Below are 24,729 nucleotides of genomic sequence, written 5' to 3'. Positions count from 1 at the left end.
ATACCCACTCAACTATAGCAACGAGGTACTCTTCATCCAGCTTTTTTGAAGAACCGGAATTCTTATTGTGCCTGCGCCACAAGAGCACGTAGTGATTGATCGACATTTTCTGCTGCCAAGCGCCCTTCTCGGATTGCCCAGATAACCAAGCTTGGCCCTCTTTTGGCATCACCGGCTACATACACACGTTCATTGTTGGTTGTATAGTCATCATAGACTTCTGCTACCTCTAATTGGTCAAGCAGATTTTTTTCCGGACCAATAAAGCCCATCGCCAATAAAACTAAATCAGCTTTCAAAGTCTTCTCTGTTCCCTCGATTGGTTGGAAGCTTTGATCGACCTGAACAGTTTCCAAGCCGATGACCTGCCCTCGTTCTGCGCCAATAAAAGCGGTAGTGGAGGTTTGATACAGGGTCAGTTCTTCTTCCTGCACATGATGTGCCTCTGCCTGTCCGTAGCCTTCTTTATCTGTAAAGGGATATTCAGGCCATGGGTTCGTCGATGTTCTATCTGTTGGCATCTTCGGTGTAATCTCCAGCTGTCTCACAGAAGCGCAGCCTTGACGGATTGCTGAACCGATACAGTCATTCCCTGTATCACCGCCGCCAATCACTACCACATGCTTGCCTGCCAGTTTTTTACTGGTTGCTTCCGTTCCATGCTTCAGTACGTCTTTCGTTGCTTCTGTTAAGTAATCCACAGCAAATTGAACACCCTGAACTTCTCTTCCATTAACCTTCAAGTCTCTCGGCACACCCGCACCTGTAGCGACAATTACCCGATCAAACAGTTGATACAATTCTTCTACCGTAATATCGACACCAATCTCTGTATTTCCGACAAAACGGATACCGACCTCCATCATGACATCAATGCGGCGCTGAACAACCTTTTTATCCAGCTTCATATTAGGAATCCCATACATCAGCAAGCCGCCAAAGCGGTCAGAACGTTCATACACAGTGACCTCATGACCAAGCTGGTTCAATCGCCAAGCGGCAGAAAGCCCCGCCGGTCCACTTCCAATAACAGCAATTTTAAAGCCTGTCTTTTCCTTTGGAAGTCCTGTTGGTTTTACCCAGTCATTCTCAAATGCGGTATCAATAATGAAGCGCTCATTGTCATGGATAGACACACCGGAGCCATTCAGCGCCTCTGTACAAGATTTTTCACATGGCGCCGGGCAGACACGCCCAGTCATTTCAGGTATTGGATTTGTTCTGCTTAGACGTTCCCAAGCCTTTTTGAACTCACCACGATAAACGAGGTCATTCCATTCAGGAATCAAATTATCATTTGGACAGCCAGATACAGCGCGTTTTCCACCATAAAAGACACCGGTGTGACAGAAAGGAATCCCGCAGTTCATACATCTAGCTGCTTGTTCTTGGCGTTCATCTTCTTTTAATGGAACCTGCAGCTCTTCCCAATCATTGATACGCTCTGCAATTGGACGATAAGGGTTTTCCTTACGAGCATATTTTAAAAATCCGAATGGATCGGCCATGTTAGCCACGCTCCTTTACTGTTGGTTTCTGCGGTGCATTTTGGGCACCAATGACAGCTTCAAATGCCGTTTCTACTAGTTGTTCTCCAGACAAGCCTTCTTTACGAAGCTTTTCAGTAACAGTCACCATTTCATGGTATTCCTTTGGATAGACCTTGATGAAATGCTGCTGTTGATTTTCCCAATCAGCCAAAATACTTTCAGCCTTCTCTGACTGGGTATACTGATAATGATTTTCCAACAGTTCCTTCAATATAAGGTCGTCACCTGATTCACCCAAACGGAACAGTTCGACCATTTCCATGTTACAACGATGTGCAAATTGTTCGTTTGGATCATAAATGTAGGCAACACCGCCGGACATTCCGGCGCCAAAGTTGCGACCTGTTTCCCCTAGAATCACTGCCACACCGCCAGTCATATATTCACAGCCATGGTCACCGACACCTTCAACGACCACTTTTGCTCCACTGTTACGGACACAGAAACGTTCGCCGCCGCGTCCTCTAAAATACGCCTCGCCTTTGTTCGCACCAAAACAAGCGACATTTCCCACAATCGGTGAGGATTCAGCCTGATAGCCAGCATCCTCAGGGGGCACAATAACCAAGCGGCCACCACTCAGCCCTTTTCCTACATAGTCATTGGCTTCTCCTGTCAGCTTCAATGCCATTCCTTGGGTGATGAATGCTCCGAAGCTCTGACCGGCAATACCTTTGTAGTGATAGTTAATCAAGCCAGGTTCCAACTCATAATTACCAAAGCGTTCTGCAATCCAGCCGCCCATACGAGCACCAACTGAACGATTGACATTATTGATTGTTTCTTCTACATAGATTTTTTGATTATTTTTAACTGCTGCGCCGGCAAATGCATCCAGCTCTTTCCATTGGCGCTTCTCCTGAAACGGATCCTCACACTTCCGTTCGATGCCAAATGTATGTCCCAAAATTCTTGAGAAATCCAACGATTTTGCTTTGCCTTTTGCTACAAATTTTGGCTTCAAAAGTTCGGTGTGACCAATCATTTCATCGATTGTTCTGAAGCCTAGCTCTGCCATAATCTCTCTAAGATCCTCAGCGATAAACATCATCGCATTAATAATGTGCTCAGGCTTTCCGGCAAAGAACTTCCGCAGCTCCGGATTTTGGGTTGCTACACCAACCGGGCAAGTATTCAAGCTGCAAACCCGCATCATCACACAGCCAACTGCAACCAGCGCCAATGAGGCAAAGCTGTACTCTTCTGCCCCTAATAAAGCAGCAACTGCAACATCTCTACCAGTCATCAGTTTCCCATCGGTTTCCAGTGTCATACGTTGGCGTAACTCATTTAACGATAGTGTCTGATGTGCTTCCGCCAGCCCCATTTCCCATGGAAGCCCTGCATCTCTAACAGAATTTCTAGGTGATGCTCCTGTTCCGCCATCATAGCCGGAAATCACAACAACATCTGCTCCTGCTTTGACTACTCCTGTAGCAATCGTACCGACTCCTGTACTTGATACCAGCTTGACGTTGATTTTCGCATACGGATTGATTGTTTTTAAATCATAAATCAACTGGGCCAAATCTTCGATAGAATAAATATCATGATGTGGTGGTGGAGAAATCAAACGAACACCTGGTGTTGAGCCGCGAATTTCTGCTACCCATGGAAAGACTTTATTCCCAGGCAGCTGTCCGCCTTCACCCGGTTTTGCACCTTGCGCTACCTTAATCTGAAGCTCTTCTGCACTCATCAGGTACTCAGCATTTACACCGAAGCGCCCTGAGGCAACCTGCTTAATTTTACTATTCAAATTGACACCATTCACCCTTGGCTTGAAACGATTGCGGTTTTCGCCGCCCTCACCACTATTTGACTTGGCGCCGATTCGGTTCATTGCTTCAGCGATACATTCATGCGCTTCTTGGCTTAAGGAACCATAGCTCATCGCGCCCACCTTGAAACGCTTGACGATGGTTTCGGCAGGCTCTACTTCAGTTAGTTTTACCGGCTGACGCTCGCTATTGAACGCCCACATGGCTCTTAGAGTCGTTGGTGTTTCCAACTCTTCCTTGTTCAGCTCCTGCGCGTATTTTTTGTACAGTGCATAATCTCCTTGGCGAACTGCCTGCTGGAAATTATAGATGGTTTGCGGATTAAACAAATGATGCTCACCATCTGCTTTATATTGGAAGCTGCCCCCTGATGGCAGGAAGTCTTGCTCCTTCTCTCCATAAGCCGATTCATAGCGTGCAAGGTATTCTTGCTCAATCTGATTTAGAGATAATCCGCCAATACGACTTGCCGTTCCTGTAAAGAACTGCTCAATGACTTTCTCGGAAAGACCAACCGCTTCAAATAACTGTGCACCATGATAACCGGCAATCGTTGAGATTCCCATACGAGACATCACCTTCACAATGCCCTTTTCAGCAGCCTGACGATATTTTTCCACATTATCCGCTAAATGGTAATCCTTTAAGGTTTCATAAGTACCGTAAGGATGGATACCGCTTGCCCCATACCCAATCAGCATCGCATAATGATGAACCTCGCAGACCTCTGCTGAATCGACAACAATCGATACCAGTCCTCGTTTTCCTTGTTCAACAAGATAGTTGTGCAAACCGGAAACAGCTAACAAAATCGGGATAGCCATTCTACCTTCACCACAGTCTCTGTCTGAGAGAATAATGATTGTTGCTCCGCTATCAATTTTCTCTTCTGCTTCTTTGAACATATTATCCAGCGCTCGCTGTAAACGATTTGGAACCTCCGGTGTTAGAGGATAGTTAATCGATTGCACCGCACTTTTCTGACCACGAACATTCAGTTTTTTTATTTTCAGGAAGTCCTCTGTGGATAAAACAGGGCTTTCTATTTTTAATTTGTTACAGTTTTCCGGCTGGTCGATTAAAAGATTACCATCTCGACCTAAAAACATTTCCGTTCCAATGACCAGCTTTTCCCGAATTGCATCAATTGGCGGATTCGTTACCTGTGCAAACTGCTGTTTAAAATAGGTAAATAGCGACTGAGGCTTTTCGCTCAGTACCGCTAAAGGCGAATCATAGCCCATCGAAATAACCGGCTCTTCGCCTTTTTCTGCCATTGGCAGGATGGTCATACGGATGATTTCATCCGTATAGCCGTTCAATTTCCACAAGCGGTTCAGCTCAGCTTCGGAAAACTGATTTTTCGACTCCTTTTTCGGTGCTTTCAGCTGGTCGATAGTCAACAGCTGGTCATTCAACCATTCTCGATAAGGGTACTTTGAAGCATAGCGCTCCTTGATTTCTTCGTTACGGTAAAATTTCCCGGCAACGGTATCGACGACGATCATATTTGCAGGGCCCAATACACCCTTTTCAACAACTCTTGATGGTTCTAAGTCAACTACTCCAGACTCAGAAGCAGCCACGATGAAATTATCTTTAGTAATTGAATAGCGCGATGGGCGCAAACCATTTCGATCCAATGCAGCACCAACCATGTCTCCATCCGTGAAGCATAAAGCTGCCGGACCATCCCATGGTGCTGTAAAACTGGAGTTGTATTCATAAAAGGCTGCTGTTTCATCCTTTAGATTTGCTTCCTTGGACCATGCCTCAGGAATCATCATCATCAAAGCATGGGGAATATCCCGACCATTGCGGTACAGGTGCTCCATACAATTTTCCAGTTTGGCAGAATCAGAGTTTTCTTCATTGTAAACCTCGACATGGTGGCTATGCATCCAATTTTCAGCACCACGAAGCGTATTGATTTCACCGTTATGTGCTAAAAAGCGAAAAGGCTGTGCGCGATCCCAGCTTGGGAAGGTATTGGTTGAAAAACGTGAGTGGATCAGTGCGATATGACTTTCCATTGTCTTATCCTGTAAATCCGGATAAAATAAACGAACTTGGTACGCATGAAGCATTCCTTTATAGACAATCGTTTTTGAGGATAGGCTGCAGATAGCCAGTTCATCAGGAGAATAAATTTTTTCGATGTCTCTGCGCAGCTGAAAAAGACAGTCCTCAAACGCTCTTCCTGCTTTTACATCAATTGGCTTTTCAATAAAAAGCTGAACAAATCCCGGCATAACCTTTTGTGCGCCAGGTCCACAGTATTCAAAAGCAAAGGGAACGTCTCTTTCCCAAAGTACCCGATAACCGGCAGCACCGATTTCTCCTGTTACAGATTTCAGCAATGCACGTTTCTCAGTTTCTTCTTCCGGTAAAAACAACATGGCAACCGCATAATTTCCTTTATCAGGCAGTGTAATTTTCTCAGCAGCGGCTTTCTTCTGAAAGAAGGTATCCGGCATAGCCATCAAAATTCCAGCACCATCTCCAGTATCCGGCTCTGCACCAGTCCCTCCTCGATGGTTCATTCTTTCCAGCATCGTCAGTGCGTGATCAATCAGCTGATGGGAAGCTATTCCATCTATTTGCGCGATAAATCCCATTCCGCAGGCATCTTTTTCAAAAGAAGGATCATACATCAAATTCTTTCTACTCGTGGTCTGTGTTCCCATTCACATCATTCCTCTTTTTAAATAGTTTGAAAATTCTAATTTATTTTTAATAGTTTACATGGTTCTAGTAAATTTTACAATACTAACGTGAAAATTTCAGAAAAAATAACGCGCGTAACATTATCAATTCAATGAATTTTTGAAAAGAACAGAAAATGAAGCTAAAGTTTTCATATTAGTATCTTATTAAATAGTCAAATAGACTCTTTTCTGATAAACTGTTTTTGATGACTCCTGAGAAAGGATGAAAAATATGACACCAAATCGTGAGGATTACCTCAAGCTTATCTTCGAATTAGGCGGAGATGAGAATAAAATCAACAACAAGCACATTGTTTCGGGATTAAATGTGTCGGCAGCTTCAGTCAGTGAGATGATTTCAAAGCTGGTCAAGGAGAAACTTGTCCACCATTCCCCTTACCAAGGGGTTCAGCTTACTGAATTGGGACTGACAAAAGCGAGCACGCTTATTCGTAAGCATCGGCTCTGGGAAGTTTTTCTAGTAGAACATCTGAATTACTCTTGGAATGAAGTTCATGATGATGCGGAGGTCTTGGAGCACGTGACTTCACCAACACTGGCAGACCGTCTGTCAGATTATCTGGGGAATCCGAAATTTTGTCCCCATGGCGGAGTGATTCCCAAAGCAGGAGAGCCGGTTCATGAAGAACGTCATGAAACACTGGTTGATTATCCGGTAGGAACCAACATCCGGATTGCTCGTGTTTTGGATGAAAAGGATTTACTGGATTATCTGGTTTCCATCAATTTGAATATCCATGATGAATTTTCAATTGATGAAATTGCTGCTTACGAAGGACCAATTACCATCAGTAATTCTGAAAAGAAACTGGCTGTCAGCTATAAGGCCGCCAGCACCATATTTGTTGATCCATTATAGAAGGGGAGGAAAAGTATGAACGAAAAGACAGCATTGTTTACAATATTTGGAGGCACGGGAGACCTCGCAAAGAGAAAGCTCTATCCTTCTCTTTTTAGACTCTATCGAAAAGGAAATCTAGGTGAACACTTTGCTGTGATTGGAACAGCGAGAAGAGAATGGTCTAATGACTATTATCGTGAAATTGTCCGTGATACAATCACTGATTTGAAGCCAACCGAGGAGGAGATTGCAGCCTTCGTCAGTCATTTCTACTATCAATCTCATAATGTGAATGATACAGAGCACTATGATACATTGAAAAGCTTATCAGATGAGCTGGACGAAAAATATCAGCTTCAAGGCAATAGAATTTATTATCTTGCAATGGCTCCGCAGTTCTTCGGAACGATTGTGAATCACTTGAAATCTCAAAATATACTAACCGATAACGGCTTTGACCGACTAATTATTGAAAAGCCTTTTGGAACAGACTACGAAAGTGCGCATCAGTTGAACAATGAGATTCGAGCTGTCTTTCCCGAGGAAGATATTTTCCGTATCGACCATTACTTAGGAAAAGAAATGATTCAAAACATCTCAGCCATTCGTTTTGCCAACAATATTTTTGAATCACAATGGAACAACCGTTACATTGATAACGTACAGATTACTTTCGCTGAAAGCCTTGGTGTGGAAGATCGCGGCGGCTATTATGAAGAAAGCGGTGCATTGAAAGACATGGTACAAAACCATATTCTTCAAGTATTGGCTTTACTGGCAATGGAGCCGCCTGTTACATTTTCTGAAAAAGAGATTCGTTCTGAAAAGGTAAAGGCGTTAAAAGCAATCAGACTTTATACAGAGGAAGAAGCGTTGAAGAACTTTGTTCGTGGCCAGTATGGTCCCGGAGAGCTGGATGATTCTTCTTTTGCAGGTTATCGTGAGGAGCCGAATGTTTCGGAAAACTCACAAACTGAGACTTTCGCTGCCGGTAAATTCTATATCGACAATTTCCGTTGGTCCGGTGTTCCTTTCTACATCCGTACAGGGAAACGCTTGACAGAAAAAGGTACTCGAATCAATATCGTCTTCAAGCAAGTACCTGTCAATGTATTCAAGGACAATATTGAAGAATGTGCAGAGAAAACAGATTTACCGCCAAATGTTCTGACTATCTATATTCAACCAACTGAAGGCTTTTCAATGACCCTAAATGGTAAAGAAATTGGTCAGGGCTTTACAACAGCACCTGTGAAGCTGGATTTCCGCCATAGTGCAGAAATGACGGAGAACAGCCCTGAAGCTTATGAAAAGCTATTACTTGATAGCTTGAATGGCGATGGGACAAACTTCTCTCATTGGGATGAGGTTGCGCAATCATGGAGAATCGTTGATATTATTCGCCACGCATGGGATAAAACTACTGTTGATTTCCCTAACTATGCAGCAGGTACAATGGGACCGGAAGCAGCCTTTAAGCTTTTAGAAGCTGATGGCTTCGAATGGACCTGGGAGCCGGATGTTTGGTACCGTGAACGCGGTCAGCTGGACTAAACTAAAGATAAAAAAAGGCGCATCACTCAAGCTTGAGCGATGCGTCGTTTCTTTTTAGTTCACAAAATAATTAGCTTTCAAATCCTTCTGCTACTGCTTCAGGATAGTTCTCTTCAACAATTTTCGCACAACGTCCACACAGGGTAGGCAGTTTTTCATCTGAACCTACATCTGTTCTTACTGAACGGCAACGGTCACAGGTTTCACCCGGCGCAGCCTCAACAAGAACCTTCATATCCTCAAATGCTACAGCTTCTGCAGGTGCATCCCCTTCAACCAGTTCAAAGGCTGATACAATTAGCAATTGTGCAATATCTGCATCTGCTGCCGTTAATAATGCACGAACCTGTTCATTTGGATAAACAGTAACTTTGGCTTCCAGTGATTTACCGATTAGCTTAGAGTTACGCGCTTCTTCCAAAGCTTTTAATACATTGTCACGGAAATCCATGAACGCTTCCCAAGTATCCATCAACTCAGATTGATTTGGAAATTCTTCATAGCCTGGGAATTCAGAAAGCTGAACATACTCTTCTTCTTCCTTCAAGAAACTCCAGATTTCTTCTGAAGTATGAGGGATGACTGGTGTCAACAGTTTAGTCAACGCTACAGCCGTTTGATAGAATACTGTCTGCATACAACGACGTTGGTAGTCATTTTCTGCTTCAATATAAACCACATCTTTAGCAAAATCCAGATAGAAGGCAGAAAGGTCAACCGTTAGGAAGTTCATGACAGAACGATAAATCTGCATGAAGTTATACTTCTCATACCCTTTTTCACGAATTTCTTTAATGACTTGATTGAGCTTCACGGTCATATATTTATCAACAGAACGCAGCTCTTCAAATGGTACGGTATGCTCTGCCGGTTCAAAATCACTTGTATTTGCCAACAGGAAACGCATCGTATTTCTGATTTTTCTGTACACTTCTGATACTTGATTTAAGATGTCCATTGATACACGTACATCAGACTCAGAATCAACACTGCTGACCCATAGTCTCAAGATATCTGCACCCATCTGCTTGATTACTTTCTCAGGAACAATTGTATTGCCCAATGATTTACTCATCTTACGTCCTTCACCGTCCAGCGTAAAGCCTTGTGATAGGACTGCTTTATACGGCGCAACACCATTGATTGCTACGCTGGTTGTAATACTTGAGTTGAACCAACCGCGATACTGATCAGAGCCTTCAAGGTACATATCAGCAGGGAAAGTCAGCTCAGGTCGTTGACGAAGAACAGCTTCATGTGATGACCCTGAATCAAACCATACATCCATGATATCTGTTTCTTTTGTAAACTTACCATTTGGTGAGCCTTCATGGGCAAAGCCAGCTGGTAATAATTCTTCTGCTTCTTTTTCATACCAGATATTTGATCCATGCTCAGCAAATAGATTTGCTACATGCTCAATCGTTTCAGGTGTGATGATTGCTTCTCCATTTTCAGCATAGAAAATTGGTAATGGTACGCCCCAAGCACGTTGACGAGAGATTACCCAATCGCCACGGTCACGAATCATATTGTATAGACGAGTTTTTCCCCATGGAATAATCCAATCAACTTTTTCAACTTCATCAAGGATATCCTGACGGAATTTATCGATTGAGGCAAACCATTGTGGTGTTGCACGATAGATAACCGGCTTTTTCGTACGCCAGTCATGAGGATAACTATGCGTAAAGAAGTCCAGCTTCAATAATGCATCTTTTTCATCCAGTAAAGCAGTAATCATCGGATTCGCTTTATCATAGAATACTCCTTCAAATCCAGGTGCTTCATCAGTGAATACCCCACGGTTATCAACTGGTGATAGAACCTCAAGACCATACTTTTTACTTACGATATAATCGTCTTCACCATGGCCGGGAGCCGTATGAACGAGCCCGGTACCCGCTTCAAGTGTCACGTGATCGCCTAGCATTACTAGAGAAGTGCGGTCATAGAAAGGATGCTGCACAGTCATGTATTCCATGTCTTTTCCGCTGATTGTTTCAACGATTTCCACGTCATCCCAGCCGATTGCTTCTTTGACCTGATCCAGCAAATCTTTTGCTACAACATATTTTTTACCATAAGCCTTTACAACGACATACTGGTAATCCGCATTAACAGAGATACCTAAGTTTGCAGGCAAGGTCCAAGGCGTGGTTGTCCAGATGACTAATGACGTATCTGTATCCAAAACCCCTTTTCCATCTACAATCTTGAAGGCTACATAGATTGATGGTGATTTCACATCATGGTATTCGATTTCTGCTTCTGCTAAAGAAGACTCACTGGATGGTGACCAGTAAATAGGCTTCAGGCCTTTGTAGATATAGCCTTTTTCTGCCATTTTACCAAATACACGAATCTCTGCTGCTTCATAAGAAGGTTCAAGCGTGATATATGGATTCTCCCAATCGCCACCGATACCTAAACGTTTAAAATCAGCGCGCTGAGTATCTACCTGAGAGCGTGCATATTCTTCACATTTCTTGCGGTATTCAGCCAAAGTCATTTCTTTGCGCTTCACACCTTTATTTGTCAAAACCTGCTCAATTGGCAGTCCATGCGTATCCCAACCAGGAACATAAGGAGAGCGAAAACCTGACATTGATTTTGAACGGATGATGATATCCTTACTGATTTTATTCAATGCATGTCCAAGGTGGATATTCCCATTCGCATAGGGCGGTCCATCATGAAGAATAAAAGAAGGCTTTCCTTCATTTAATTGTTGTCTTTTTTCATAGATTTGTTTTTCTTCCCAATCCTTCTGCCATTCGACTTCTCTGTTCGGAAGATTACCACGCATTGGAAATGCTGTTTTTCCAAGCTGCAGTGTTTCTTTCATTTTCATTCGTATTTCCTCACTTTCAAATAAATATCTCTTCGTTGTATATAAATTCTGTTAAAGAAATAGTTTTAACCAATGATTCCTTTGTTTGCACTTAAAACAACAGTTAGTTTTCGTGCATAAGGTCTTTACAGTATCTATACATATTCCAAATTCTGCTTCTTTGAGAAACATAAAAATTTTTTCCTGATACATCAGGAAAAAACAAAAAAGCACTTCCATCCCAAGGGACGAAAGTGCTCGCGTTACCACCCAAATTTAGAATCACTTATTCAGTAAATGATTCCCTCTGATGATTGCTATCGTAATCACACGTCAAACTTTACTGATTAATTTCAAGTCTGATTCGGAATAGAGGATCTTTTCGATAGCAGGGTCTTGTCAATCTTTCACCGTCATTGACTCGCTTCAAAGAATAGCTATCGACTTTTCTGTTCTATTCACTAAGAATAAATTATTCATCTGTTTCAGGTTTACTATCTAAAAACTCCAGTGATTCAGATAATTTCTTTGCATCTTCCAAAGAAGAAACAGTTGTTGGTGCAGCCACAGTTGGTTCAACTACAGGAATTGTCCCTGTCGCACCAGTATCTTCACCATCAGCAGTCAGTTCTTTAGAAAGAACCTCCTGAATAACAGTGTGACTATCACTAACATAGCTTGAGAATGGTTTCAGCAAATCGTTCCATTCCTCACTCTTAACTTGCTCTAGCTGTGTTTCCAGCATCAAGTTTAAGCGTTGGTGGAAGACTCTTGTTTTCTTCTTCAAGTCATCTGTCTCAGCTGCCAATTGGCGCGCACGATCAGTGGCTTCAGTCAGAATCTCAGATGCTTTATCCTCTGCCGCTGTAATCAACGCATTAGAGCGACGTTCCGCATTGCTGACCATTTCATTTGCTGTATTTTCAGCAGAAGTAACAATAACCTCTGACTCTTTTGTTGCGCTTGATTTTACTTTATCAGCTGTATCTTGTGCAACAATAATTGATTGATTTAATGCATCTTTTAATTCATTAAAGTACTGCAGTTTTTCTTCTGCATGCTTCAATGATTTTTCTAATTCACGGACTTTTTGAATAGAATCTTCATAATCTTTAGTTACTTGATCAAGAAAATCATCTACTTCGTCTTGATTGTATCCTCTCATTTTCGTAGAGAAAACCTTATTCTGGATATCTAACGGTGTTAATGCCATACGTATTCACCTCATCGTTTTATTTTCGCAGTACTCCCAATAACAAACGGTATTTTTCTTTCTTTGTCTTGCCTTCCAACTCCTGTATCTGTATGCGGCCGAAGCCTCTGATAGATACAATATCCAACAACTCTAAAGGAAAATCCGGGCGAAGGTTTTCAGCCCAGTTGATTTTGACCTTTCCAGATTCTATCAGCTGCTTAGAACGCTGTCTGGAAATATTATATACAGTTGAAATCAAATTATCCAGCCTCATTGAACTAACGGTGACCCGCTCTGATGTCCATTCATCCTTCGGAACGATAATTTCTGTATACTTTCTTTCTTCAAGCCTCACAGCTATTTTCCCAATCTTATCCACTTGAGCAATTACAAAGTTCATCGTTTCTTCAGCAAGAAATATCTGCCAATGCTCCCCATCAGAAATAATATCTCCAAAGTACTGGCGTTTAATTCCAGTATTCATGAAAGTACCTAATATTTTCCCATGAGAAAGTGATGTAAACTTCACAGGATAGACTATCTCTATCAAATTGATATTGAAATCTTCTGTTGTCGGCTCATAGTAATCTGGAAAAATCAAACATCTTTTTCTTTCAGCCTGCTCATACCCACCGTAAAATCGAAAGGACAAATCACTGTTCTGACGAATAATCGTTTCGAGAATATAAGCCTGTCTCGGGTCTAAAAACTCAGTCAAATATGGTGCATATTGGCTTTCAACCTTTTCAATCCAATCACCGACGGAATCAATAAAAGGATGCTCATCTTTCCGAAAATGCTGATACACATTTGCATTCATAGATAAACCACCCTTCTTTTATCAATAACCTATAAGTGACAGGATAAGCATTCTCAGCCCACTGTTTGCCAAATTCAAGACAAGAATTCCTATCATTACATTAAAGCTAACCATTCCAATATTCAAATTCAATCGATCAAATAAACTTAAATACGGCTCACAAAGCTTGGTAACCAATTGTCCAAGAAATGAATCATGTGCTCCCGGAAACCAAGAAAGGAGCGCATAGACAACTAATACACCTGAATAAATCTGAACGGCCCAGTTTATAAAATACAAAATCTGAATAATCATGATTACCTCCTAAACTAAAAATCAAACATTTGTTTTTTAGCTAATGATTGCGCCGTTGCGCTGTCTATTTCCATATTCGGTGGTGTACATAAGAAAATTTCATCACCAACACGTTGAATGTCTCCATCCAAGGCATAGACGGTTCCTGTAAGAAAATCGACAATTCTTCGTGCCTGACCTTCTTCAATTAAATGGAAGTTGATTAATACAGCTTCCTCAACAATGATATGCTTCGCAATGTTCATTGCTTCTGAATATACTCTAGGTTCAATAATCGAAATCTTCATTGGTTCATCATAACGATTGCTCTCCTGTGAAATAGATGATGTATTAGAATTGCGCATGGAGACAACCTTTTTCTCATTGTATGATCTTGTCTGATGACTACCACTATTCGGATTTTGATGTTTTTCTGTTGAACGATAACGAGCAGATGGTCTTTCTCTCAAAGGCTCTGAACTAGACTGTTGATAAGTCTGCTGTTGGACATTTTGCTGCTGAGGAACCGCCTGCTGCGCTCTTGGTTGTTGTCTGACACGCGGCTGCTGTTGTCTCGGCTGCTCATTCACAACGCTTTGCTCCGAATAACTATCATAGCTGTCTTCATATTCATCTTCACCAGATAATCCAAAAAAATTTGATAATGCATTTTTATTAAAAATTGACATAGATTCCCCTCCTTTACGCACCTCTAAATAATCCTCTACCGACGCGAACAAATGTCGCCCCTTCTTCTACAGCTATAGAAAAGTCATTGGACATTCCCATACTAAGCTCCGTACACGGTGCAAATGGCAAGTTCATTTCCTTTACCATATTCTGAGTATTTTTCAACTCCGAAAAAATTTCATGTAGCTTCTGGTCATCGGTGTTCAAAGGCGCCATGGTCATAAGACCAACAACACGAATTTTATCCATGCTACTCAATTGATTGATAAAATCCTTTAATTCTTCTTTTCTTAGTCCATGTTTCGTTTCTTCAGCAGAAATATTTACTTCAATAAAGCATGAGATAGCCTTCTCTGCCCTTTTTTGTATTTCTTCTGCTAAACGTAAACTGTCCAAGGCATGAAAATAGTCGATGTCGTTGATAACTAATTTTACCTTTCTCCGCTGTAAATTACCAATCAAATGCCACTTTATCGAAGAAAATTTCTTCAATGCAGCCTTTTTGTCTAATAATTTATCTACACGGTTCTCAGCAAAATCTTCAACCCCAAGCTCAGCAAGCTGCTCAGCTACTTCACTATCTACTGACTTTGTTACAGCGACTAACGTTACTTCTGTTTCTGAACGATGGGCACGCGCACATGCCAGCTTGATAGTTTCTTTGATTTCATTCAAATTATCTGCCAGCATGTGTCAATGCCTCTCTATCTTTTTCTTCTGAAAAATGGTGGTGTATTTAACTCATCATCATTATGAGAAGATTCTTCACGATGGAATGTTTCAAATTCTTTCTTTTCAACATTTTCAATCGTTGTTTCTTCTACTTTAGGACGTACATTCTGTTCGCGACGAATATCCCAATCGCCAAATGCACTTGTTTCTTCCTGTGGTTGTGATTGTTGAGGCTGTGTATTTCTAGCCTGCTCCATGTCTAAGACAGGTGCCTGTTGAACGGATTGAATCTGTGTGTTTGCAGGTCTTTGTCTTTGTGGACGTCTTTCCTTTTTAGAAGGATCGATCCCTGTAGCAATTACAGTGACACGGATTTCATCTCCAAGGTCTTCATTGATTGATGTACCCAAGATAATGTTCACATCGCCAGTTGCGGCACTAGTAACGATATCAGATGCATCCTGTGCCTCGAATAATGTCATATCCAGTCCACCGGTGATATTTAATAGAACTTGCTCTGCGCCATCGATAGAAGTTTCCAGTAATGGAGAAGAAATAGCTTTCTTCGTCGCTTCAATCACACGATCTTCACCGCTGGCAACACCGATACCCATCAAGGCAGTTCCTTGATTTTCCATCACTGTTTTCACATCAGCAAAGTCCAAGTTCACATAACCAGGAGCGGTAATCAAATCAGAGATACCTTGTACACCTTGGCGTAAAACATTATCCGCTTCACGGAATGCTTCAAGCATTGGTGTCTTTTTATCTACAACTTCTAATAGTCGGTTATTGGAAATAATAAGAAGTGTATCAACGTTTTCTTTCAGCAAAGCAATTCCTTCAGCTGCAAAACGTCCTCTTTTCGGACCTTCAAAGCTAAATGGACGAGTAACCACACCGACTGTCAAAGCACCTAGCTCTTTAGCAATCTTAGCTACAACAGGAGCTGCACCAGTACCAGTTCCGCCACCCATTCCGGCAGTGATGAAAATCATATCTGCACCTTGCAATGAATCGGAGATAACCTGTTCGCTTTCTTCTGCTGCTTTTTGACCTACTTCCGGTTGAGAACCGGCACCTAAGCCTCGTGTATATTTAGGACCAAGCTGAATCACTGTCTCAGCTTTTGAGCTTTTCAATGCTTGAACATCAGTATTCGCAGCAATGAACTCAACGCCCTTGACATTTTCTTCAATCATACGGTTAACAGCATTGCCGCCACCACCGCCGACACCGATGACTTTAATGACAGCGCCGTTGTTGATATTGTTATCTAAAGAAAATTCCATATTATCGTTTCCTCCTGTTTTAGTGATTAATCAAAGATATTTGAGAAAAAGTCTTTGATTTTTCCGGTAACTTTTTCATTTGATTCATGATTTTCAGCATTTTCATAATTCGATTCCATCGGCTCTTCTTGATAGTTCTCATAAGAAGCTGCTTCTTGCTGTTGTACAGCAATTTGAGGCGCAGAGGATGTTGATTTCCCACCGGGAACAGCTCCTTTAGCAATGTGATAGATTTCCGGAAGCTGTGCAGAATACTCAACAATACTAATAACATTTGTAAAGACAGGATTGCGCAGACCCATATGGTTTGGCACATAAAGCTTCACGCCTGTATCAAAGATTTCCTGAGCCAAATCTACAACACCTGGAAGGCTTGCGCCGCCGCCGGTTAAAATAATACCACCAGGCAATTCCAATGCATCAATTTCGTCCAGTACTTCTTTTGACTTTCTGAATATTTGCTCTATTCTTGCTTCGATCACTTCTGAAAGGTAGCGTTCATCCACTTTTACAGGTTCAGATTTTCCGATAACATCTACAGGAAACTCTTCACTGACAGATGTACGTTCCGGGAAAGCATCACCGTAATTGATTTTTAACGCTTCTGCATTATTGAAGGATGTGTTCAGAACAATAGAGATATCCTTTGTAACGAACTCTCCGCCTTCTTGGTTCACGTGATTGAATTTCAATTGCTTGTCATGCATCACCGCAGTCGTTGTTTGGCCGCCGCCCATGTCGATGACAATCGTTCCAAACTCTTTTTCACCATCTGAAAGAATTGTTTCAGTCAGTGCAAGAGGAGCGATAACCATTTCATTTACAGATAGTCCGGCTTTTTCCACACACTTGCGTGTATTGTGAATAATCGTTTTAGGACCAGTAAAGACTACACCCAGCATTTCAAGGCGAACGCCAATCATCCCACGTGGATCTTTAATCCCTTCAAAACCGTCAACAGTAAACTCTTGAGGTAAGATTGCAACGATTTGACGTTCTGGAGGAGTTGAACGAACCAAAGCTGCAGATGCAACGTTTCGCACATCCTCATCATTGATTTCTTTTGATTCACTGCTTACAGCAATCATTCCTTGGCAGTTTTCTACTTCCAACATATTAGCCGGCAAACCTACGTTAACACTCTTGATTTGAATCCCCGCTTTTTCTTCCGCCTGCCTAACAGCACGCTGGATTGCATTTACGGTTTTATCAATATCAACGATGATTCCTCTGTTTAAACCATCAGATTTCGCGTTTCCCACGCCAATTATATTCATTTGGCCTTCGATAAATTCAGCTACGACAACTTTTACAGATGTTGTACCAATATCAAGGCCTACATACATTCCTGTTTTTGCCATGAATGGGGTTCCTCCTCCTAATTAATCCAATATGTAAGCGAACCTATACGCTCGTTTATCTATTTTTTGTCAATACTCACTTCTTTCAATTCTACCATAAACAAGGGCTTTTTAGAAAGAAGATTCTACTATTTTCTAATTTATTTTTTTACTGTTGTTCTTCGACTACTATTGAGCTCTCTTCTGTGCTGTCAGAACCCTCAGTGTTCTCGGTTTCCTTCTTATGAGAGTAAGAGAAAATTCCAACTTCCATGTCGATTACACCAGGCTCTGTCATCTGACCGGCAACCTGAGAATAATACTTCATTTTTTCTGCTAATTGAGTAATATTCACAATCACCTGATTGCTGTCCTTCATATAAAGTGTTATAAGCTCTTTGTTAGACTCAGACGGCGAGTATTTAATCTCTGTAATCTGTTCCTTTTGTTCTTCCGGAAGCTTATTATATGAATCCATCAATGACTGAATGTATTTTTCGTCTTGAAAATTAGCAAATACCGGCATACCGCTGATTGGATTATCCAGCTTGTCAGTTAGTACCTTACCGTTTTCCAAGATTGGATAATACACACCATCCAGATAATCAACTGCAAGTACTTGATATTCCTCGATAGCAATCTTAAAGCTGTTGACGCCATTTAAGGAAATCGCAGCTTTTTTTACTCGAGGAAATGTTTTTTCAATATTCTTTTCATAGACAGACTTATCAAAAAACTGAGTCCATAGTGCATCATTAATGGTCAGCTTCGAATCAGTAACTACAGCCTGTGAATCAACATTTTCATTACCGATGACCGTCACTCCGGACAGTTTACTAAATGGCGAGATGAAGTAGCATAGAACCAAAATGATTACCGCCGAAATTGAAATAATCAGCGTCAAACGGCGCATCAAACGGGTATTTCGGACCTTTTTGACATTTGGCAATCGGTCGGCAAAAGATTCGTAAGTATTTTGCAGTGCATCCTGCTCAGGTTCTGAATCTTGCTGTTCGTCAGAAACGTCTTCCGATTCATCAGCTTCCACTACAGACTCCTCTTCGGCATCCGCCTCGGGTTCTTCTTTTCTTTTCTTGGGATGCCAGATAGGAGTATCGCCTTGATTTCTCATATACTCAAGGTTCTCTTTCTGCCACGGTGTCAACTGATCTTCGTCAATCTCTGTGTGTTCCTGATCGTTGCCTTCGTTTTCAAAATCCTTCTCACTAATCTTCTACACCTCCCGTCATTGTACAAGCTCCTCCACTACCTGATAAAGACGCTCACTGGCGTTTGGAATCCCTTCGTTTTTAGAATTCGCAGCCATTTCTTTGCGAGCCTCATCATCCAACAGAATACGCTCTATCGCAGCCACCAATTCTGCACCGGTAAGTTCACCGTCACTGATTAACTGTGCCGCTCCGGCTTTCACCAGACTTTGAGCATTCTTTGTTTGATGATCATTTGTAACATATGGGCTGGGAATAAGAATCGACGGAAGGCCTAATGCTGTGATTTCAGCAATCGAAGTAGCACCTGCCCGTCCTACTACTAACTGTACATTCCCCATGACATCTGCCATTTTATCAATATATGGCTGGATACTCACATTTTTCAGTGTTCTTTTAGAAAGATTTAACTTTTCTTGAAGCTCTTCAAAATAACGTTCTCCGGAAGCATACAATACTTGATACGGTTTATCTTCAAAAAAAGGTAAAGCCTCTAAAAAAGCTTGATTGATTTTTAAAGCACCTTGGCTGCCGCCGAAAATAACAACTGTCGACTTATCTGACGCCAAGCCGTACTCTGCCAAAATTGCTGATTTCTCAATATCTGCAACCTCTTGCGCCCTTGGATTACCAGTCAAAACAACCTTTTCTTTTGGAAAATAGGAAATAACATCTGGAAAACACACAGCAATTCTTGAAGCGAATTTGCTCAAAAATTTGTTTGTGACTCCCGGAACACTGTTCTGCTCATGAACGATTGTTGGTATTTTCAGCTGCTTAGCTGCAAATACAACTGATCCAGAGACATAACCGCCCGTCCCGATGACAATATCCGGTTGAAATGAACGAATGATTTTCTTCGCCTTTCCTATACTAGATAGAAAAAGATAGACTGTTTTAAAGTTTTGAGGACTTAATGACCGACGAAATCCCTGAATTTTAATTGTTTCAAAAGGGATGCCATAGGTAGGGACAATTTTACTCTCTAACCCGCGCTCTGTTCCAACGTACATAAATTCCGCATCTGGGTGTGTCTTCTTCACATACTCAATAAATGCCAGTGCCGGATAAATATGTCCGCCTGTTCCTCCGCCTGTTACTAGTATCTTCATGCTTCTTCTCACTTTTCTATTTGTTTTAACTGCTGAAATGCCTGCATAAATTTCTCTCCGCGTATTTCAAAATTGGGGTATTGATCCCAACTTGCGCAAGCGGGCGACAATAAGATAGTATCATTTTTTTGTGAAAAATCATAGGCTTCTTTTACAGCAGTCTCAACATTTTCAGTTAAAATGATCGTTGTGATTCCAGCTTCAATTGCTGCTTGATTCAGCCTATCCTTTGTCTCTCCAAACAGAACGATTCCCTTTAGTCCAACTAGAAAAGGAACCAACTCGTCAAAATCATTGCCGCGATCCAATCCACCGGCTAGAAGAATTAACTCTTCATTAGCAAAACCACTCAATGCTTTTTCTGTTGCTAAGATGTTTGTTGCTTTTGAATCGTTAAAAAATCTACGACCATGAAGCTCACCGACATATTGGGTTCGATGCGGTACACCAGTAAAGCTCTTTAGTGTTTCACGAATCGCTTCGTTCGGTACCCCTTTTAATTTGGCAACAGCAATTGCTGCTAAAGCATTTTCAATATTGTGACTGCCGGGAACCCCTAACTCAGAAGCTTCCATTATATAGTCACCCTTGAAATGCAGTTCACCATTCTCATAGAAAGCACCCTGTACCTTCTCTTTGATTGAAAACGGGACAACTGTTGCTTTCGTCCCTTGACTTAATTGGCGCAATTCTTCCTGATCCCAATTCAAAATCAGGTATTCAGCGTTTGTCATATTTTTTTGGATATTCCATTTTGCTTTAACATACTCTTCACGTGTACCATGATAATCGATATGTGCTTCATAAAGGTTTGTAATAACAGCGATTTCCGGTTTAAAGGTCTCAGTTCCCATTAATTGAAAACTGGATAATTCCATTACCAAATCATCTGCCGCAGATGATTCCTGAGCCACTTGACTGGCCGGAAAACCGATATTTCCCGAAAGACGAGCCTGACCTGATTCACGGTCTGCATTTAACAGCAGCCCAATCATTGTTGTTGTCGTCGTTTTACCATTTGTACCTGTAATACCAATAATTGGACATTCAGCAATTTGATAGGCCAGTTCAACCTCAGTCAATACAGGCAGCCCTTTTTCCAAGGCTTTTTGCACAAGCGTGTTTGAGTAAGGAATACCCGGATTTTTAACTACCATTGAAAAGTCCTCATCAAGAAGCTCAATTGGATGGCTTCCTGTAACAACACGAATACCCAAGCTTAATAAATCTTGGGCATCAGGATTTTGATCGAATTGTTTGAAGTCATTAACAGTTACCAGTGCACCTAGCTCCTGCAATAACTTCGCGGCACTGACACCGCTTTTGGCCAGGCCGAGAACTAAGATTTTTTTATTTTCATATGTCGTAATTTTTTTCATGATGAATCCCCTTCGCTTCCTTAGAAAATAATCCAAAGCGTAATCCCGGAACAGATTAAGCTAGTCAACCAAAACACAATATCAATCTTCCATTCCGTCCAACCACTCATTTCAAAGTGATGGTGGATCGGAGACATCTTGAAAATACGTTTTCCAAATACTTTAAAAGAAAATACTTGCAGCATCACACTCGCTGTTTCAATTACATAGACTAAACCAATCAGCAGCAGCGTCCATTCCTGTCTCAGCATAATTGAGATAGCTGCCAGTAAACCACCCAAGGCAAGCGAACCAACATCACCCATAAATATTTTTGCCGGTTTTTTGTTGTATGGGAAAAATCCCAACAAGCCGCCAATAACACTTAAACAAACAATGACTACATCAAATTGCTGCTGCTTCCAAGCAATAATTGCATATGTTCCAAATGAAATTGTCCCCAGACCTGAAACCAGACCATCAATTCCATCGGTTAGATTTACTGCATTGGAGAAGCCGACAAGCCAGACAATAATAAAGGCTCCGTAAAAGATGCCCAAGGGTAATTCTACCAGTCCAAACAAATTCAGACTGTCGGGTAGATTGTCCATTCGATAGACTAAGTAAAAGACGATGCCGCCTAAAATCTGTCCAACTAATTTTTGCTTCGAGTTAAGCCCCATATTTCTCTTCTTGAATATTTTAATGAAATCATCTAAAAATCCTAGCAAGCCGTACAAAACGAGGATGAATAATAAAACCAACACAGAAGATGTCAACTGCTTCAACCATATTCCGGCAATCAAGGTAGTGATAAACGCCGCTGTTAAGAAAACAGCTCCGCCCATCGTTGGGGTTCCTGATTTGACATTATGCCAAGTCGGGCCTTCTTCTCTTGTTACCTGTCCTTGTTTTTTCATTTGAAAATAGCCAATAAACATCGGCATGATTGAAACAGTCAGCGCAAAGCTGACCGCTATGGGAATAAAAATCTGTGTCCACTCCATATTATCTCTCCTAATTCACTTCAAACTCATTATTCAGTTCCTTCAGCGACAGTTGTGTCTGCTGCTTGTGTATCTACATCTGTTGACTTGATCTCCATTGCCAATTTCATTAATGGGTTGGCAATTTCAGCCAATGATGTTTTATTGTAATCTGTATTTGGTCTTTTCGCTGTTATATAGAGAATATACTCAGGATTTTCAGCCGGTACCATTTCAACAACAGAATAAAGATAGTCTGTTGGTCCAGTCAGATAAACACCTGTGTCTTCATCTGTAATTTGCGCCGTTCCTGTTTTAGCAGCAACTCGGTAGCCCGGTACAGTATAAACATCATAAGCAATCCCATAAGTTGGATCTTCTACAGTATCTATCATGTATGTCCGAACATCGTTAACTGCTTGTGCACTCACCGGTGTCCCCACTTCTTCTCTTTGCGTTACTTCCTTTTCCCCTGTTTGAGGATTTACAATCTCTTTTATATATTGCGGCTTAAGCATTGTGCCATCATTAGCGAAAGCACTAAATGCCTGCATCATTTGAAAATTCGTTACTGAAACAGCTTGACCAAACGCAGACATTGCCTGATCGACTGTATTATCAGTTGGAAGATGGCCGGGAGACTCTGCCTCTAAGCCTGAATTTGTCGATTCGCCAAATCCAAATTTCTTCAAGTATTCTTGCCATTTAGCTCCACCCATACGTCGTTCAAGCTCAAGCATCCCAACGTTACTGGACCATGAAATAGCCTGTCGGAAATTCAACGTCCCTTTTTCGCCTTTATCCCAGTCATTAACGACTGTTTCATTTCCAGGCGTATCATCGAGAACCACGCCCCCATAAGGATAAGCAAAAGTTTCAGTTGGGTTGAAAACACCCTCTTGAATGGCAGCAGCAGAAGTAATAATCTTAATTGTTGATCCTGGTTCATACTTATCTTCTACTAAAAGATTACGCCACAACTCCAAGCCTTCTTTTGTTTCAGGTTCAAAGGATGGACGTTGAGACATGGCAACAATATCGCCAGTCTTCGCTTCCATTAAAACGGCAGTCAATTCTTTGGGTTCAAATTTTTCTACAAAAGGATCAAGCAAACTTTCCAAACGCGTTTGCAAACGAATATCTAGTGTTGTTACAATGTCTTGGCCATCCTGTACCTGGCTTTCCTCTACTACTGTTCCCGGAACAGGGTTGCCGTTTACATCTTTTTGGTAATCAATTTTCCCGTCAGTACCGCTTAAAACATCGTTATAGGCACTTTCAATTCCCATCATTCCAGTCAGACCGACAGATTCATCATCCTTATTCGCTAAATCCGTGTAGCCGATAAGATGAGAAGCAAAAACACCGTTAGGATAAATACGATCCGGGTGATCCTCAAAGTAGATTCCTTCAATCCCTTGTTCCTCTAGTGCAGCTTCAATATTCTGCTTCTTTTCGAGTGTCAGGTTTTTTCCGCTTGTTCCAAACTCTACTTGAAATTTGGTTGTGCCATCTTCATTCGTACCACTATTTAAGTATTTCAATGCATCTTCTTTGCTTAAATCGGTATTATTCGCCAAGACAGTAGCAATTGCGTCGAAATCTTTTTTCTGAGCGTATAATTTTTTCTTATCCTGCCCTAAAAAATCTTCTGATAGAACCGCATAGAGAGAGTAGGAGGTGGCATCTTCTGCAATCACCTGACCATTTCGATCCAAGATTGACCCTCTTTTTGCTTTGATTACGGTGCTGCCATTATAAAGCTCTTCTGTTTTTTCTTTCAAAGAAATACCGGCAACCTTACCGGTACCGATGATATAAGATAATCTGAATGCAAACAAAAAGAACAACCCAATACTTGTAGCAAATAGAATAATGCCTACTTTTTTGCGATTGTTCATTGGATTTAAATTCTTTTTACGAATAAACATCTTGATTCTATTTCTTACGCTCATATTAATTCACTTTCCTTAAGTTTCCGTCGTTTTCTGAAAGCCCCTGTTTTCCAGCAATATCTTTGATTCGCTCTGCTTTAGACAGTTCGTTTCTTTCCTGTTCAAGTTTTAAGGTCGTTTCTTCTTTTTGAGTGATCTCAGCCTGAGCATCCGTGATTTCATTGGTTGTCTGAACAATTGCTGTCCTTACTTGAATTGTCAGCACAGCAATACTAATCACAGCAGCCAACAGTAACACGGACAAAAATTTTTCAAACAATGACACGTTCCTCAGACGTCGTTTCGGTGAATAGAGCAAGTCGTCAGCAGCTTCAGCCTTTTTTGCAGGCGCTTCTGTTTCAACCACGGCTTCGTCGATAATTTGCATATCATAATGTGTTTCTTCATATTTCTTCAACTCAGCCATGTTCTGCCCTCCTCATCCTCTAAAATATATTACAACGTACAACTTTCTGTTACGTCACTAAATGACCTTTTTTATGTAACTTGCGGATTGCTTTCATCCGCTGCAATTGAATA

The 24,729-nt window shown here is 41.4% G+C and carries 18 protein-coding genes and 1 other annotated feature; of the genes, 2 read left to right on the top strand and 16 right to left on the bottom strand.

The features are described from left to right. Positions 1–62 precede the first annotated feature (62 nt). Positions 63–1,508, bottom strand: a complete 1,446-nt coding sequence (locus tag IW510_RS01870) for a glutamate synthase subunit beta (protein ID WP_202056187.1) — start codon at positions 1,506–1,508, stop codon at positions 63–65. A gap of 1 nt (position 1,509) precedes the next feature. Beyond that, positions 1,510–6,018 (bottom strand): glutamate synthase large subunit, encoded by a 4,509-nt coding sequence (gene gltB, locus IW510_RS01865; protein ID WP_202056186.1) that lies wholly within the window; start codon positions 6,016–6,018, stop codon positions 1,510–1,512. Positions 6,019–6,271: 253 nt separating this feature from the next. Here gltB and IW510_RS01860 point away from each other — a divergent pair, with 253 nt between their 5' ends. Both IW510_RS01860 and zwf read left to right on the top strand, forming a co-directional pair. Further along, positions 6,272–6,919: a metal-dependent transcriptional regulator gene (locus tag IW510_RS01860; protein WP_202056185.1), complete on the top strand. Its 648-nt coding sequence runs from the start codon at positions 6,272–6,274 to the stop codon at positions 6,917–6,919. 15 nt (positions 6,920–6,934) lie between these two features. Beyond that, entirely contained in the window at positions 6,935–8,455 is a 1,521-nt protein-coding gene (gene zwf, locus IW510_RS01855) for a glucose-6-phosphate dehydrogenase (RefSeq protein ID WP_202056184.1), read from the top strand. 70 nt (positions 8,456–8,525) lie between these two features. Here zwf and ileS read toward each other — a convergent pair whose 3' ends face one another. The 14 genes from ileS to ftsL all read right to left on the bottom strand — a co-directional run bounded on the left by ileS (position 8,526) and on the right by ftsL (position 24,616). Further along, entirely contained in the window at positions 8,526–11,309 is a 2,784-nt protein-coding gene (ileS, locus tag IW510_RS01850; RefSeq protein WP_202056183.1) for an isoleucine--tRNA ligase, read from the bottom strand. A gap of 220 nt (positions 11,310–11,529) precedes the next feature. Beyond that, positions 11,530–11,754: a binding site (T-box leader), on the bottom strand. A gap of 6 nt (positions 11,755–11,760) precedes the next feature. Continuing rightward, positions 11,761–12,501, bottom strand: a complete 741-nt coding sequence (locus IW510_RS01845) for a DivIVA domain-containing protein (RefSeq protein WP_202056177.1) — start codon at positions 12,499–12,501, stop codon at positions 11,761–11,763. A gap of 19 nt (positions 12,502–12,520) precedes the next feature. Continuing rightward, a complete protein-coding gene (locus IW510_RS01840; protein ID WP_202056175.1) occupies positions 12,521–13,303 on the bottom strand; it encodes a YlmH family RNA-binding protein in 783 nt (260 codons plus the stop codon). Between the two features lie 21 nt (positions 13,304–13,324). Continuing rightward, positions 13,325–13,597, bottom strand: coding sequence for a YggT family protein (locus IW510_RS01835; RefSeq protein ID WP_202056173.1), 273 nt, complete (start codon positions 13,595–13,597; stop codon positions 13,325–13,327). A 14-nt stretch (positions 13,598–13,611) separates the two neighbouring features. Then, positions 13,612–14,265 (bottom strand): cell division protein SepF, encoded by a 654-nt coding sequence (locus IW510_RS01830; RefSeq protein ID WP_202056171.1) that lies wholly within the window; start codon positions 14,263–14,265, stop codon positions 13,612–13,614. A 13-nt stretch (positions 14,266–14,278) separates the two neighbouring features. After that, positions 14,279–14,956, bottom strand: coding sequence for a YggS family pyridoxal phosphate-dependent enzyme (locus IW510_RS01825; RefSeq protein WP_202056169.1), 678 nt, complete (start codon positions 14,954–14,956; stop codon positions 14,279–14,281). A 14-nt stretch (positions 14,957–14,970) separates the two neighbouring features. Then, entirely contained in the window at positions 14,971–16,230 is a 1,260-nt protein-coding gene (gene ftsZ / locus IW510_RS01820) for a cell division protein FtsZ (RefSeq protein ID WP_202056168.1), read from the bottom strand. 26 nt (positions 16,231–16,256) lie between these two features. Then, positions 16,257–17,591 carry a cell division protein FtsA gene (ftsA, locus tag IW510_RS01815; protein WP_202056167.1) on the bottom strand — a complete coding sequence of 445 codons (1,335 nt, stop codon included), beginning with the start codon at positions 17,589–17,591 and terminating at the stop codon, positions 16,257–16,259. Positions 17,592–17,739: 148 nt separating this feature from the next. Further along, positions 17,740–18,702, bottom strand: a complete 963-nt coding sequence (locus IW510_RS01810; RefSeq protein WP_202056166.1) for a cell division protein FtsQ/DivIB — start codon at positions 18,700–18,702, stop codon at positions 17,740–17,742. A gap of 114 nt (positions 18,703–18,816) precedes the next feature. Further along, positions 18,817–19,911 (bottom strand): undecaprenyldiphospho-muramoylpentapeptide beta-N-acetylglucosaminyltransferase, encoded by a 1,095-nt coding sequence (gene murG / locus IW510_RS01805; RefSeq protein ID WP_202056164.1) that lies wholly within the window; start codon positions 19,909–19,911, stop codon positions 18,817–18,819. An 8-nt stretch (positions 19,912–19,919) separates the two neighbouring features. Then, positions 19,920–21,290, bottom strand: a complete 1,371-nt coding sequence (gene murD, locus IW510_RS01800) for a UDP-N-acetylmuramoyl-L-alanine--D-glutamate ligase (protein ID WP_202056163.1) — start codon at positions 21,288–21,290, stop codon at positions 19,920–19,922. Positions 21,291–21,310: 20 nt separating this feature from the next. Then, a complete protein-coding gene (mraY, locus tag IW510_RS01795; RefSeq protein ID WP_202056162.1) occupies positions 21,311–22,276 on the bottom strand; it encodes a phospho-N-acetylmuramoyl-pentapeptide-transferase in 966 nt (321 codons plus the stop codon). A 29-nt stretch (positions 22,277–22,305) separates the two neighbouring features. Beyond that, positions 22,306–24,210, bottom strand: a complete 1,905-nt coding sequence (locus IW510_RS01790; protein WP_202056160.1) for a peptidoglycan D,D-transpeptidase FtsI family protein — start codon at positions 24,208–24,210, stop codon at positions 22,306–22,308. Between the two features lies 1 nt (position 24,211). Then, positions 24,212–24,616 (bottom strand): cell division protein FtsL, encoded by a 405-nt coding sequence (ftsL, locus tag IW510_RS01785; RefSeq protein ID WP_202056158.1) that lies wholly within the window; start codon positions 24,614–24,616, stop codon positions 24,212–24,214. Positions 24,617–24,729 lie beyond the last annotated feature (113 nt).

The sequence above is a fragment of the Enterococcus sp. BWR-S5 genome (assembly GCF_016745255.1).
In the GTDB taxonomy this organism is placed as follows: domain Bacteria; phylum Bacillota; class Bacilli; order Lactobacillales; family Enterococcaceae; genus Enterococcus_L.
The sequence above is the reverse complement of the archived record's forward strand: the minus strand, read 5'-3'. Positions and strand labels throughout refer to the sequence as shown.